The sequence below is a fragment of the Caballeronia sp. AZ10_KS36 genome (genome assembly GCF_023631105.1).
In the GTDB taxonomy this organism is placed as follows: domain Bacteria; phylum Pseudomonadota; class Gammaproteobacteria; order Burkholderiales; family Burkholderiaceae; genus Caballeronia.
Map to the genome: position 1 here is coordinate 134,706 of NZ_JALQDQ010000037.1, position 11,761 is coordinate 146,466.

Annotated in this window: 11 protein-coding genes and 1 pseudogene; 4 read left to right on the forward strand and 8 right to left on the reverse strand. The window is 64.6% G+C overall.

The features are described from left to right. Positions 1 to 79: 79 nt before the first annotated feature. The 4 genes from NCR35_RS23140 to NCR35_RS23155 are packed head-to-tail and all read right to left on the reverse strand — an operon-like array spanning position 80 to position 3,842. Positions 80 to 865, reverse strand: a complete 786-nt coding sequence (locus NCR35_RS23140) for an enoyl-CoA hydratase (RefSeq protein ID WP_250536268.1) — start codon at positions 863 to 865, stop codon at positions 80 to 82. A gap of 13 nt (positions 866 to 878) precedes the next feature. Then, complete coding sequence (locus NCR35_RS23145) at positions 879 to 2,522, reverse strand: acyl-CoA synthetase (RefSeq protein WP_250536269.1); 1,644 nt, start codon at positions 2,520 to 2,522, stop codon at positions 879 to 881. A gap of 31 nt (positions 2,523 to 2,553) precedes the next feature. Continuing rightward, complete coding sequence (locus tag NCR35_RS23150) at positions 2,554 to 3,189, reverse strand: glutathione S-transferase family protein (RefSeq protein ID WP_250536270.1); 636 nt, start codon at positions 3,187 to 3,189, stop codon at positions 2,554 to 2,556. A gap of 26 nt (positions 3,190 to 3,215) precedes the next feature. Then, positions 3,216 to 3,842 carry a glutathione S-transferase family protein gene (locus NCR35_RS23155; RefSeq protein ID WP_250536271.1) on the reverse strand — a complete coding sequence of 209 codons (627 nt, stop codon included), beginning with the start codon at positions 3,840 to 3,842 and terminating at the stop codon, positions 3,216 to 3,218. A 458-nt stretch (positions 3,843 to 4,300) separates the two neighbouring features. Here NCR35_RS23155 and NCR35_RS23160 point away from each other — a divergent pair, with 458 nt between their 5' ends. Both NCR35_RS23160 and NCR35_RS23165 read left to right on the forward strand, forming a co-directional pair. Beyond that, positions 4,301 to 5,437: a porin gene (locus tag NCR35_RS23160; protein ID WP_250536272.1), complete on the forward strand. Its 1,137-nt coding sequence runs from the start codon at positions 4,301 to 4,303 to the stop codon at positions 5,435 to 5,437. 56 nt (positions 5,438 to 5,493) lie between these two features. Continuing rightward, positions 5,494 to 6,111, forward strand: a complete 618-nt coding sequence (locus NCR35_RS23165) for a hypothetical protein (RefSeq protein ID WP_250536273.1) — start codon at positions 5,494 to 5,496, stop codon at positions 6,109 to 6,111. 67 nt (positions 6,112 to 6,178) lie between these two features. Here NCR35_RS23165 and NCR35_RS23170 read toward each other — a convergent pair whose 3' ends face one another. The 4 genes and pseudogenes from NCR35_RS23170 to NCR35_RS23185 form a co-directional block, all read right to left on the reverse strand. Further along, positions 6,179 to 6,340: a hypothetical protein gene (locus tag NCR35_RS23170; protein ID WP_175945321.1), complete on the reverse strand. Its 162-nt coding sequence runs from the start codon at positions 6,338 to 6,340 to the stop codon at positions 6,179 to 6,181. Between the two features lie 187 nt (positions 6,341 to 6,527). Further along, positions 6,528 to 7,429, reverse strand: a pseudogene (locus tag NCR35_RS23175) (DMT family transporter). A 13-nt stretch (positions 7,430 to 7,442) separates the two neighbouring features. After that, a complete protein-coding gene (locus tag NCR35_RS23180; protein WP_250536274.1) occupies positions 7,443 to 7,817 on the reverse strand; it encodes a hypothetical protein in 375 nt (124 codons plus the stop codon). A 69-nt stretch (positions 7,818 to 7,886) separates the two neighbouring features. After that, positions 7,887 to 8,561: an HAD family hydrolase gene (locus NCR35_RS23185; RefSeq protein WP_244850506.1), complete on the reverse strand. Its 675-nt coding sequence runs from the start codon at positions 8,559 to 8,561 to the stop codon at positions 7,887 to 7,889. 167 nt (positions 8,562 to 8,728) lie between these two features. Here NCR35_RS23185 and NCR35_RS23190 point away from each other — a divergent pair, with 167 nt between their 5' ends. Together NCR35_RS23190 and NCR35_RS23195 are read left to right on the forward strand one after the other, a co-directional pair. After that, positions 8,729 to 9,847 (forward strand): 3-deoxy-7-phosphoheptulonate synthase, encoded by a 1,119-nt coding sequence (locus NCR35_RS23190; protein WP_248324629.1) that lies wholly within the window; start codon positions 8,729 to 8,731, stop codon positions 9,845 to 9,847. Positions 9,848 to 9,964: 117 nt separating this feature from the next. Then, entirely contained in the window at positions 9,965 to 11,761 is a 1,797-nt protein-coding gene (locus tag NCR35_RS23195; RefSeq protein ID WP_250536275.1) for a GGDEF domain-containing protein, read from the forward strand.

Sequence of the window (11,761 nt, forward strand, 5' to 3'; positions counted from 1 at the left end):
AAGAGCGATGCGCTTTGCAATATGAAGCGGGCCGCCATAAGCGTTTGCCCCAGCCCCGCATCGGCCGACGCGTGACACGTCACCAGCGCGGCGGGCGCTTCTCGATGAACGCCTGCGTGCCTTCGAGCGCGGAATCGTCCATCATGTTGCAGGCCATCGTCTCGGCGGCGAGCGCGTATGCCGCTTCGATGCCCGTTTCGAGCTGCCGGTAGAAGAGCCGCTTGCCCGCCGCGACAGCTTCGCGCGGCTTGCGTGCGATGCTGGCCGCAAGCACGCGCACGGCGTCATCGAGCTCGTTCGCCGATGCGACGCGGTTCACGAGGCCACGTTCGCATGCTGTGTGCGCATCGATGAAGTCGCCGGTGACGAGCATCTCGAACGCGGCTTTGCGCGAGACGTTGCGCGAGAGCGGCACGCTCGGCGTCGCGCAGAACAGGCCCAGATTCACGCCGGATACCGCGAAGCGCGCTTCGTCGGATGCGACGGCGAGATCGCACATCGCGACCAGCTGACAGCCCGCCGCCGTCGCGATGCCGTGCACCCGCGCGATGACCGGCTGCGGCATGCGTTGGATCGTCATCATCATGCGCGAGCACTGTGCGAAAAGCGCGCGATAGTAGACAAGCGACGGCGTCGCGCGCATTTCCTTCAGATCGTGGCCCGCGCAGAATGCGCGCCCCGCGCCCGCGATCACGACCACGCGCGCATCAGATTCAGCGATGCGATTTAGTTCGGTGTCCAATGCATCGAGCATGGACTCGGAGAGCGCATTGAACGCGTTCGGGCGGTTCATCGTGACCGACACCGCGCCTCCCACGCCATATGCGTCGTGCTCGACGCACACGAGTGTTTCCGTATCGCTCATGGCGTGGTCTCCATCAAACGTCGATTGCCGCGACCGAGCCCGCGCGCTTGCGCAGTTCGAACTTCTGGATCTTGCCGGTCGATGTCTTCGGCAACTCGCAGAACTCGATCGCACGCGGCACTTTGAAGCCAGCGAGCAGCGTCTTGCAGTGCGCGATCAGTTCTTCGGCGCTCGCCTCCGCGCCGGCCTTCAGTTCGACGAATGCGCAGGGCGTCTCGCCCCAGCGCGCATCCGGTTTGGCGACGACCGCGACGGCCATCACGGCCGGATGCCGGTAAAGCGCGTCCTCCACTTCGATGCTCGATATGTTCTCGCCGCCCGAGATGATGATGTCCTTGCTGCGATCCTTGATGCGCACGTAGCCGTCCGGATACGCGACGGCCAGATCGCCGGTATGAAACCAGCCGCCGCGAAAGGCTTCTTCGGTCGCGCTCGCGTTCTTCAGATAGCCTTTCATCGTGATGTTGCCGCGGAACATGATCTCGCCGATGCTTTCGCCGTCAGCGGGAACCGGCTCCATCGTCAGCGGATCGCGCACGCTCACCGCATCCTGCAAGTGGTATCGCACGCCTTGACGCGCATTGAGTCTCGCGCGTTCGCCGATATCGAGCGTGCTCCATTCGGCCTGTTGCGCGCAGACGGTCGCGGGTCCGTAGACTTCGGTGAGGCCATACACATGCGTCAGTTCGAAGCCGAGCCGCTCCATGCCTTCGATCATCGCGGCGGGCGGCGCGGCGCCCGCGACCATCGCGTGAACCTTGTGCGCGATGCCGGCCTTCATGTCGTCCGGCGCATTCACGAGCAGGTTCTGCACGATGGGCGCGCCGCAATAATGCGTGACGCGCTCGCTGCGAATGAGATCGAAGATGATCTTCGCGTCGACCTTGCGCAGACACACGTTGACGCCCGCGCGTGCCGCCACCGTCCACGGAAAGCACCATCCGTTGCAATGGAACATCGGCAAGGTCCAGAGATACACCGCATGCTTCGGCATGTCCCATTCGAGGATGTTGCTCACCGCATTCGTGTAAGCGCCGCGATGGTGATAGACGACGCCCTTCGGATTGCCCGTCGTCCCCGACGTGTAGTTCAGGCAGATGGCATTCCACTCGTCCGACGGCGGCAGCCATTCATAGGCCGGGTCGCCGCTTGCGAGCAGCGTCTCATAGTCGATTTCACCGATGCGTTCGCCTGCACCGGCGTACTGCGGATCATCGACATCGATCACGATCAGCGGCTGCGGCACGTCCGTGAGCGCCTTCTTCACGACCGCCGAGAACTCGCGATCCACGATGATCGCCTTCGCTTCGCCGTGCGTCAGCATGAAGGCGAGCGTCGCGGCATCGAGGCGCGTGTTGAGCGTGTTGAGCACCGCGCCCGTCATCGGCACGCCGAAGTGCGCTTCGACCATCTCGGGCGTGTTCGGCAGCATGGCCGCCACCGTATCGCCCAAGCCGATGCCGCGCGATGCCAACGCCGATGCGAGACGTCGCGTGCGCGCGTAGGTCTCGGCCCATGTGCGACGCACATCGCCGTGCACGACCGCGAGCCGCGTCGGATAGACGGATGCCGCGCGTTCGATGAACGTGAGCGGCGTCAGCGCCGCGAAGTTGGCGGCGGTCTTGGGAAGGCCTTCGTCGTATTTGCCGGCGTTCATGGTCGTGGTCCTCGTGCGGATGCGGCGGTTATCAAGCCAGATCGTCGAGCTTCACTGCAAAGCCGCGCTGCACGCCGTCACGCGCGAACAGCGCTTCGTACCAACGCTTCACGTTGGGGTAATCGTCGAGCGAAACCTGATGGCGCTCGTGCCGCCACGCCCAGCCGAGTATCGCGAAGTCGGCAACCGACAGCGCGCCCGCGACGTACTCCACTTCGCCGAGCCGCCTGTCGAGCACGCCGTACAGCCGGCGCGTTTCGTCGGAATAGCGTTTGAGGCCATAGCGCCGGTCGCTTTCCGCTTCGACCATGCGGAAGTGATGCACCTGTCCCGGCATCGGGCCGAAGCCGCCCATCTGCCACATCAGCCATTCGAGCACGGGCACGCGCTCGCGCAGGCTCGCGGGCAGGAACTTGCCGGTCTTCTCGCCGAGATACAGCAGGATGGCGCCAGATTCGAATACGCTGATCGGCTCTCCGTCAGGGCCTTCGGGATCGACGATGGCGGGAATGCGATTGTTCGGGCTGATGCGCAGAAAGTCCGGCGCGTGCTGTTCGCCCTTCGTGATGTTCACGGTCCTGACCGTATAGGGCAGTTGCATCTCTTCGAGCGCGACGCTGATCTTGCGTCCGTTCGGCGTGTTCCACGTATGCAGTTCGATAGTCATGGCGGGTCGCTCTCGATAGGGTGAAGTCAGGTCAATTCGGATGCGACGTAGCGCTGAAAGCCCGCGCGCGCCGACTGCTTCGCGTACCAGCGTTCGAGATCGGGCAGCGACGGCCGCGCGAGTTCCGCGATGCCGTACCAGCGCCGCGCATACGCCGCGATGACGAGATCGGCCAGCGTGAAGGTGCCGCCTTCGAGATAGTCGCGGCCCTTCAGATGCGCATCGAGCATGCGCCAGAGCTTCTCCACTTCCATTGCATCGGCTTCGAGCTGTTTGACGTGGCGCTTGGCTTCGGGCGTTCGGACATAGCCCCAAAAAACCGGGCGTTCGGCGGGCTGCAGCGTGGACAGCGTCCAGTCGAGCCAGCGGTCCACGCTCGCCCTGACCTTGGGATCGGCGGGATACAGCGCATCGTCGCGGCCATATTGCATGACCAGATAGCGGATAATCGAATTCGATTCCCACAGCACGAAGTCGCCATCGACGAGCGTAGGTATGCGGCCCGTCGGGTTCATCGCCAGATAGCCGGGCTCGTGATTGCGGCCGAACTGCATGCCGGCGTCGATGCGCTCATAGTCGAGACTCAATTCGTCGCAGCACCACAGCACCTTCTGCACGTTGACCGAATTCGCTCGGCCCCAGATGGTCAGCATCGGACATTGCCTCCGTCGAAGTATTCGTTATCGACAAGCATAGCGTCTAACGATGGCCCGCTGTGCTTTGCCGCTTTGCAGCATGAGATGCGCAAGGCGTGTCTATCGTAACTACTGATTCAGCGCGTATTGAGCGAATGCTACTGCTGCCGCACGCGGACCGCGTGTATGTGCCCGAACATGCGCGCATCCTGTGGGAGGGCAGCCCGCGCGCTTCGAGCAAGAAATGAGCGAAGGCTTTCTCGATGCTCCGCCGTCGGGCACGACGCAAGCGGTGTGAGGCTGAGTCTCGTGCGAAAAGCGTTGCGCAAAACACCACACATACCGCTTCCGCTCGCATCAATCCGTGCACTGCGATATCTGGTGTGATAAAAGTCCGCGTGCTTTTTTCGAGGCGCGCTGGCTGTGCGCCGAAAACGAGCGCATCACATCGATAGAAATAGACGCAGAAGACACCCATGAAGACGATCACCTCGCGCGCGGCAAGCGCATTCGCCGCATCGGCCATTGCATTGGCCTGCCAGTCCGCTTTCGCGCAAAGCTCGGTCACGCTGTACGGCGTCGCCGATGTCGGCGTGCGCTATCTCACGAACGCCAACGCCAACAACGACGGCAAGGTGTTCATGACCAACGGCGCGGTCACGAATAGCCGCTTCGGCCTGAAAGGCACCGAAGAACTGGGCGGCGGCCTGAAGGCGGTGTTCCGCCTGGAGAGCGGCGTGGAACTGCAAAGCGGCCAGTACTCGGACAGCCAGCGCCAATTCAACCGCGCGGCCTACGTGGGCCTTGCGAACCAGTACGGCGCGGTGACGCTCGGCCGCCAGAAGACGCCGCTCTTCGACATGCTCGGCGATGTCTACGACCCGCTCACCGTCGGCAACTACTTCGAGAACGCATGGCTGCCGGTGGCGTTGGGCGCGGGCCTCTATGCGGATAACGCCGTGAAGTACACCGGCACGTTCGGCGGCCTCACGCTCGGCGCGATGTATTCGTTCGGCACCAACTCCACGGCGACGGGCGCGGGCGGCTTCTCCGGTCAGGTGCCGGGCCATATGGGCGCAGGCAACATGTACGGCTTCACGGCGTCGTACACGGTCGGGCCGCTTTCCATCGACGGCGGCTATCAGCAGAACAGCGACAACGCCAGCAACAAGCAGAAGATCTGGAACGCGAACGTGGTCTACGCCATCGGACCGGCGAAGGTGTACGTCGGCTATCTCCATTCGACCGATGACACGGGCTTCGTCGACAGCGTGCTCGCGCAGCGCAATCTCGTCGGGGGCGTCGATATTCTCAAGGGGTCCGGGCGCCGCGACGACGGCCCGTTCGGCGGCGTGACGTGGCAAGTGACGCCCGCGCTCTTGCTCACCGGCGCGTTCTACTACGACCACATGAAGAACGCGGCCATCGGCGGCGGCGCAACGGGCAGCGGCAATCGCTACACGGGCGTCGCGCTCGCGGAGTACGCGCTTTCGAAGCGCACGGAAGTGTATGGCACCGTCGACTTCAACAAGGTCACGGGCGCGGGCGTGGTCGAACTGCCGGGCCGGTCGAACCAGACGGGCGTATCGGTCGGGCTGCGCAACCTGTTCTGACGCGCCGCGCGCGGGTGCGGATTTTGCGTCTCCGGCATCAAAAACCGGAGACGACCATGCCCGATACGGCACATGATGACCCTTGCAGGCTCGGTGTCGCGTTCATCGACGCGCAATTGATGACGCTCTACACGCACGCCGGCCTGCTCGCCGACTGGATCGACCACGGCGAGCGCGCGCCGGACTTGAGCGCGGTCGCGCGGTTGCTCGCGCAGCGCCATGCGCGGCCGGAAGCGCACACGCACAGCGAAGACGGCATGCCGATGAAGCATGAGCCGTCCGACGACCTTCCCGCGTGGCCGACATTCGACGACGCGCGATCGCGCATGGCCTTCGCGCTGCACGTGCCCTGCACGAACGCGATTCTCGCGGTGGCGGATTTCTTCGATGTGCACCGGCTCTCGAATTCGCGTACGCCCGAGGTTCAGTTCCTCATGCGTCTGCGCGATGCGGCGGTGAACGGCAACCGCTTTCATATCGCCGACAACGAGTACATGCCGCATGCGGCGTACGGCGGTCTCATCATCGACAAGACATTGGACGGCAAGCCTCTGATGGGCGAAGGCGCGCAAGAAGGCTTTATCGCGTTTGGCGATGTGGTGGGACTGCTTCGCTATTTGCGCAAGCTCCTGACGAGCATGCAGTCGGTGATCAGTTCGGGGGATGCGGGCTAGAAACCAAAGCGGCCGCTGACGATACATGATCAGCGGCCGCGTCGCTCAGTGCTTGACCGACTCCGGCTTACTCAGCCGATTTCTTGTGATGTTTGTGATGCTTATGCGTCTTGCTGTAAGCGGGGCGCTTCTGGTTGGCCGGGTATTCGGCCGCAGCGAACGACAGCGTAGGCGCAGCGAACGCCGCGAGCACGAACAGAACGAGAGTCTTTTTAACGGCAGTTTTCATCGGAAGCTCGCAGAATAAAAGTGGTGGACGGCGGAGCGGCGAACGGTCGTTTGCCGGCATCGCACGTCACAGGTCACATGGAGAACTACGGAACTGCGCTCGGCAGTGTACCTGCGCAAAAAGACAGCGTGCCATGTCGATGTGACGCTGTTGCGAATTTGCCTAGCGTCAGGCGGTCACGCGTGTTTCATGCGTTGGGGCCGTCGGGCAGCTTGCGCTGCCACGCGACGACGATCGCGCTTCCCACGATCAACACGATGCCCGTGAGCGACAGCGGCGCGATGACTTCTCCCCACACCGCATAGCCGAACAACGCGGCCCACACGATGCTCGTGTAGTTGAACGGCGCCAGCGCGCCGGCATCCGCGCGGCGATACGCGACCGTACACAGCAATTGCCCGGCGGTGGCGAACACGCCGATCAGCGCCATGACGCCGAGCGCGTGCAGCGTGGGCGTCTTCCACTCGAACGCGAGCGTGCAGCCGGTCACGACCGTGCCGACAGCCGAGAAGAAAAAGACCGTGGTGCGTGAATCGTCCGTGGCGCGAATCCGCTTGATCTGAATCAGCGACAGCGCGCCGAAGAACGCGCAGCCCAGCAGCAACAGCGGCCCGAGCCAGTGTGACTCGCCGCCGCCGGACGCACCACGAGCAGCACGCCGACGAAGCCCGCACAGGCGGCGCACGCGCCGCGCGCCGTCATCTTTTCGCGCAGCAGGAAAGGCGCGAGCACGACCACGATCAGCGTCTCCGAATAGGCAATCGCGACGGCTTCGCCGAGCGGCATGTACGGCAGCCCCGCGAAGAAGAATGCCGACGCGCCGAGCAGCGTCAGCGCGCGCACGGTCTGGCCTTTGAGGTCGAGCGTCCGGATGCGTTCGCCGAGAGACCGCGTGCCGGTGCAGCACATCGCGAACGCGGGCATGAGGCCGAACAGCATGCGGAAGAACGTCACTTCGTTGGCGGCATACTGCAGCGCGACGATCTTCGCGAGCGCATCGACGATGGCGAAGCAGAACATCGACGCAAGAATGCAGCCGATGCTCGCAAGCGGTAGGTGGCCGCTGCGCGCGGCGATGGAAGTGGTCATGTCGTTCGACGTATTAGGGCTTGCGCGTGCTCCGCGACCTGCGCGGTTTCGGCTCCACGCCGATGCGCGGATCGCGCGCGAGAACGAGTGCCGTCAATTGCTGCGCGACCGTCTCGAAGTCCGGATGTTCCTGCGCCACGTAAAGCCATTTCCCGAGCACCGGATGCGGCTTGAGCGCGGGGATGGCATCGACGAGCGCGGCGTGCCGTTCCTGCGACGTGCACACGAGCAGGCCATTCCACGGCTTCTCGCGGTCCGCCGCGACGAGACACAGCATGCCGTCGATGTAAGCGGCATCGCATCCGAACATGCGTTTGCGGATGAACGTGGCGTCGCGCTCGAACGGTTCGAAGATCCAGACGAGGGAATTGCGAATGGAAGCGGGCATGTGCGAGATCGTCCTGTAGCCGCAAGATTCTCGCACGGCTTTCCCGCGTTTTCGATGACGCCGCTGCTGCTACGGCCGCGCGGCCACCTCGTCCAGATGCGCGAGCAGGTCCGCCGGGTCTTCGTAGACGCGCAGCGCGCCCGCGCGTTCGAGCTCATCGCTGCCATAACCGCCCGACAAGAGACCGACACCGAGCGAGCGGCAGCGGCGCGCAGCGAGCATGTCCCAGATGCTGTCGCCGACCACCACCGTATGCTCGATCGGCACGTTCAGCCGTTCGGCTGCGGCGATGAACAGATCGGGATCGGGCTTCGCGTACTTCACGTCGTCGCGCGTGACGACGACCTGCTTCGACGCATCCACGCCGAGCGCTTCCAGATTGACCGCGGCGGTCTCCATGCGGCCGCTCGTTGCGATGGCCCAGCGCGTGCCGGCTTCGGTCAGCGCGGCGAGCAGTTCGCGCGCGCCCGGCAGCGGGCAGACCTGCGCGCGCAGCCGCTGGTACGCCTCGGCATGCAGCCGCCGCAAATGGTCCACCCGCTCCGCGCTGATTTCGCCGTGCGTCTCGCGCAGCAACTGATTGGTGAAGAGCCCGCCGCTCATGCCGATCTTGCGATGGATGCGCCACACCGACAAGTCGATGCCTTCCGCATCCAGCGCTTCCTTCCAAGCCAGCACGTGCTGATACACGCTGTCGACGAGTGTGCCGTCGAGGTCGAAGAGAAACGACGTTTCGATTCGCATGGTGTTCTCCCTGGATGAAGCACCATCATACGCACCGATCGCGGCTCGCGTTCGCGCGCATCGTCATCAATGCGATAATCGAACTTCGCAACGAAAGACCGCAATCGCGCGCGAATGCTGCATTGCAAACGCATATCACGCTTAGATAACGCATGACGGAGCCTACTTTGAGCCGCATCGACAATCCCGCCCGCGACCAGGAAGCCGGCGTGGCCGACTCCACGCAAGACACCACCCGCATCGACGACACGCGCATCGGCGCGGTGCGTCCGCTGATCTCGCCCGCGCTTCTGCTCGACGAACTGCCGGTCACGCCCGCCGTGCAGACGCTCGTCGAGGCGAGCCGCGCCGCGATTGCCGACATCCTGCACGGCCGCGATGACCGCCTCGTGGTCGTGGTCGGCCCGTGCTCCATTCACGACCACGGCCAGGCGATGGACTACGCGCGGCGTCTCAAGACCGTGGCCGAGCGCCTTTCCGACGACCTCTGCATCGTCATGCGCGTGTACTTCGAGAAGCCGCGCACGACGGTCGGCTGGAAAGGCTATATCAACGATCCGCGTCTTGACGGCAGCTTTCGCATCAACGAAGGGCTGCGCCGGGCGCGCGAACTTCTGCTCGAAGTGAGCGGCCTCGGTTTGCCCACGGCGACCGAGTTCCTCGACCTGCTGAGTCCGCAATACATCGCGGATCTGATCGCGTGGGGGGCGATCGGCGCGCGCACGACGGAAAGCCAGAGCCATCGGCAGCTTGCGTCGGGTCTGTCGTGTCCGATCGGCTTCAAGAACGGCACCGACGGCGGCGTGCAGGTCGCGGCGGATGCTATCGTCGCGGCGCGGGCGAGCCATGCGTTCATGGGCATGACGAAGATGGGCATGGCGGCCATCTTCGAGACGCGCGGCAACGACGACTGCCACGTGATTCTGCGCGGCGGCAAGAAAGGCCCGAATTACGATGCCGAGAGCGTGGCCGCGAGTTGCGCCGCGCTTGCCGCGCTCGGCCAGCGCGAACAGGTGATGATCGACTGCTCGCATGCGAACTCCAACAAGTCGCATCTGCGTCAGGTCGATGTCGCGCAGGACATCGCGCGTCAACTGTCGGCGGGCGAGAAGCGCATCACGGGCGTGATGATCGAGAGTCATCTCGAAGAAGGGCGGCAGGACCTGAAGCCCGGCGTGCCGCTCAAGCACGGCGTCTCGATCACGGATGCCTGCCTCGGCTGGACGCAGACCGAGCCCGTGCTCGAATTGCTCGCCACGGCCGTGCGCGCCCGCCGCGCGCGCTAGACAACGCGCTAAAGGACATGGGCGCACCCGCGCGGTGCATCGCTTCACGAAAGCTTCATTCAAGTTCGTGACACGCGCACCGTTAGCTCGGACGATAGCCCGCTTATAGAAAGGCCCATGTCCGCCAGCCTCTGCGCCAATGAAACATCGCGTCCCAGCATCGAAGAACTCATCGCGTCCAATGCGCTGACGGCCGTGTTCCAGCCGATCGTGCGCTTCGCGGACGGCGAGGTCATCGGCTATGAGGGCCTTATTCGCGGGCCGGCCGGCAGCGCGCAGGAATCGCCCGCGGTGCTGTTCGAGCAGGCCACGCGCGAGCGTCGCGGCGTCATGCTGGAGCACGCGGCGGCGCGCGTCTGCATCGCGGCGTTCGCCCAGCTCGCGCGCAGCGGCCTGCTCTTCATCAACTTCAGCGCAGCGGCCATCGAGGCCGCGCTCGGCGAACGCGAGACGCCGGGCTATCTCGCAAGCGACAGCGGTCTGGATGCCAAGCGGCTCGTCATCGAACTGACCGAACAAAGCGTGATTCCGGATGCCGAACGCTTCGGCGCGACGGTGCGCGCGCTGCGGGCGTCGGGTCCGCAGTTCGCGCTCGACGACTACGGCAGCGCCAATGCCTCGATGAATCTGTGGGTGCGGCTCGCGCCGCACTACGTGAAGATCGACCGCTTCTTCGTCTCGGACATTGCGCGCGACTCGCTCAAGTTCGAAGCCGTGAAGGCGATGGTCGCGTTCGCGAACGCGAGCGGCGCGCATCTGATCGCGGAAGGCATCGAAAGCGAGGCGGACCTGGAGATCGTGCGCGATCTCGGCATTGCATGCGCGCAGGGTTTCCTGCTCGGCAAACCCGCCGCGACGCCGAGCGCGCGCGTGCCGGATGCCGTCGCCCGTGCGTTGCGTTCCGCGCAGATTTCGGTCTATCCGGCCCGCACGCGCATGGGCGCGACCGCCGACATGAACGCCGTGCTGCTCGAACGCATGCTCGTCGAAGCGCCGACGCTCAGCGTCAAGTCCCGCAACGACGACGTCGCGCGGCTCTTCAACGAGAGGCCGTCGCTGCATGCGGTGGCGATTCTTGACGATGGCCGCCCGGTCGCGCTCATCAATCGGCGCTCGTTCATGGATCAATACGCGCTGCCGTATCACCGCGAAGTGTTCGGCAAGCGGCCTTGCATGCAGTTCGCGCATCTCGCGCCGCTGATCGTCGAACGCGGCTCCACGCTCGAAGAGATCGCCCGGCTTTTTACGAGCGACGATCCGCATGATCTGTCGGATGGCTTCATCGTCACGGAGAACGGGCGCTATGCCGGGCTCGCGACGGGTGCGAGCATGGTGCGCGCCGTGACCGAAGTGCGCGTGGAAGCGGCGCGCTATGCGAACCCGCTCACGTTTCTGCCGGGCAACGTGCCGCTCAATTCACACATCGACAGGCTGATTGCGAACGGCTCGGCCTTCGTCGCGTGTTACTTCGATCTCGATCACTTCAAGCCGTTCAACGACCGCTACGGCTATTGGCAAGGCGACGAAGTGCTGAAGGCCGCCGCGAACGCGCTGGCCTCGGTCTGCGAGCCGACGCGCGATTTTCTGGGCCATATCGGCGGCGACGACTTCTTGCTGCTCTTTCAGAGCGACGACTGGCGCGAGCGCGTCGCGCGCGCCATGCATGCGTTCGACGAACTCGTAATGCGCTTCTACTCGCCCGAAGAACGGCTCGCCGGCGGTATCCACGGCGAAGACCGGTTCGCGCGGCCCGCGTTTTTCGGCTTCGTGCGGTTTTCGGCGGGCGCGGTGCGCGTGGCGCCCGGCGCGGCGCGCGGCAGCGCGCACGTCAGCGCGACGGCGGCAGTCGCCAAGCGCGCGGCGAAGGAAGAGGCGAGCGGCTTCGTGGTGATGGACATGCGCGAAGCCGAATGA

Excerpts from the sequence above, each read along its gene's own strand:
- NCR35_RS23170 (WP_175945321.1), bottom strand. The coding sequence starts at position 6,340 with ATGAAAACTGCCGTTAAAAAGACTCTCGTTCTGTTCGTGCTCGCGGCG.
- NCR35_RS23195 (WP_250536275.1), top strand. The coding sequence starts at position 9,965 with ATGTCCGCCAGCCTCTGCGCCAATGAAACATCGCGTCCCAGCATCGAA.
- NCR35_RS23150 (WP_250536270.1), bottom strand. The coding sequence starts at position 3,189 with ATGACTATCGAACTGCATACGTGGAACACGCCGAACGGACGCAAGATC.
- NCR35_RS23145 (WP_250536269.1), bottom strand. The coding sequence starts at position 2,522 with ATGAACGCCGGCAAATACGACGAAGGCCTTCCCAAGACCGCCGCCAAC.
- NCR35_RS23165 (WP_250536273.1), top strand. The coding sequence starts at position 5,494 with ATGCCCGATACGGCACATGATGACCCTTGCAGGCTCGGTGTCGCGTTC.
- NCR35_RS23185 (WP_244850506.1), bottom strand. The coding sequence starts at position 8,561 with ATGCGAATCGAAACGTCGTTTCTCTTCGACCTCGACGGCACACTCGTC.
- NCR35_RS23140 (WP_250536268.1), bottom strand. The coding sequence starts at position 865 with ATGAGCGATACGGAAACACTCGTGTGCGTCGAGCACGACGCATATGGC.
- NCR35_RS23180 (WP_250536274.1), bottom strand. The coding sequence starts at position 7,817 with ATGCCCGCTTCCATTCGCAATTCCCTCGTCTGGATCTTCGAACCGTTC.
- NCR35_RS23160 (WP_250536272.1), top strand. The coding sequence starts at position 4,301 with ATGAAGACGATCACCTCGCGCGCGGCAAGCGCATTCGCCGCATCGGCC.
- NCR35_RS23155 (WP_250536271.1), bottom strand. The coding sequence starts at position 3,842 with ATGCTGACCATCTGGGGCCGAGCGAATTCGGTCAACGTGCAGAAGGTG.